This window comes from Pedobacter sp. ASV12 (assembly GCF_016429155.1).
Taxonomy (GTDB): domain Bacteria; phylum Bacteroidota; class Bacteroidia; order Sphingobacteriales; family Sphingobacteriaceae; genus Pedobacter.
The window spans coordinates 1-410 of the sequence record NZ_JAELUC010000326.1; the positions used below are offsets into that span (position 1 = coordinate 1).

At 33.4% G+C, this 410-nt stretch carries 1 protein-coding gene; it reads left to right on the forward strand.

Annotated features, from left to right (window positions below; all coding sequences use genetic code 11):
• Window positions 1-410: hypothetical protein (locus JHD69_RS20525; protein WP_199142166.1), on the forward strand; the 410-nt coding region annotated here is incomplete at both ends.

The window sequence follows — 410 nt, forward strand, 5'->3', positions numbered from 1 at the left end:
TTGTACGGGATAAAAACTTTTTACATTTGCTAGGTAAAGCATCCTATAATACTGCCGAAAATGAATTGATAGAACGGGATCATTCACGTATTACTTATTCATTATATTATTATCTTAAGGATGGATTTAAAGGCCTATTTAATTATCGAATAGAAACTTTGAAAGAGAGTGTTGATATGGCCATGCGTAAAGCGTCAGAGTTGGTGTATAATACATTTAAATACCAGCTTGTAAAGTATTTAGGGGTATTTAATACCATGTACAAGTATCACATGTCCCAAAAACTATCAAAATCTTTTGAAGAAGTGCAGGGTTTAGATCGTTTGTTAACAAAGTTAGAATATAATGCATTCTCAGATCAAGCTAAAATAGCCAGCGACTATGGAGTACCGCAACGCATCATTGACTAC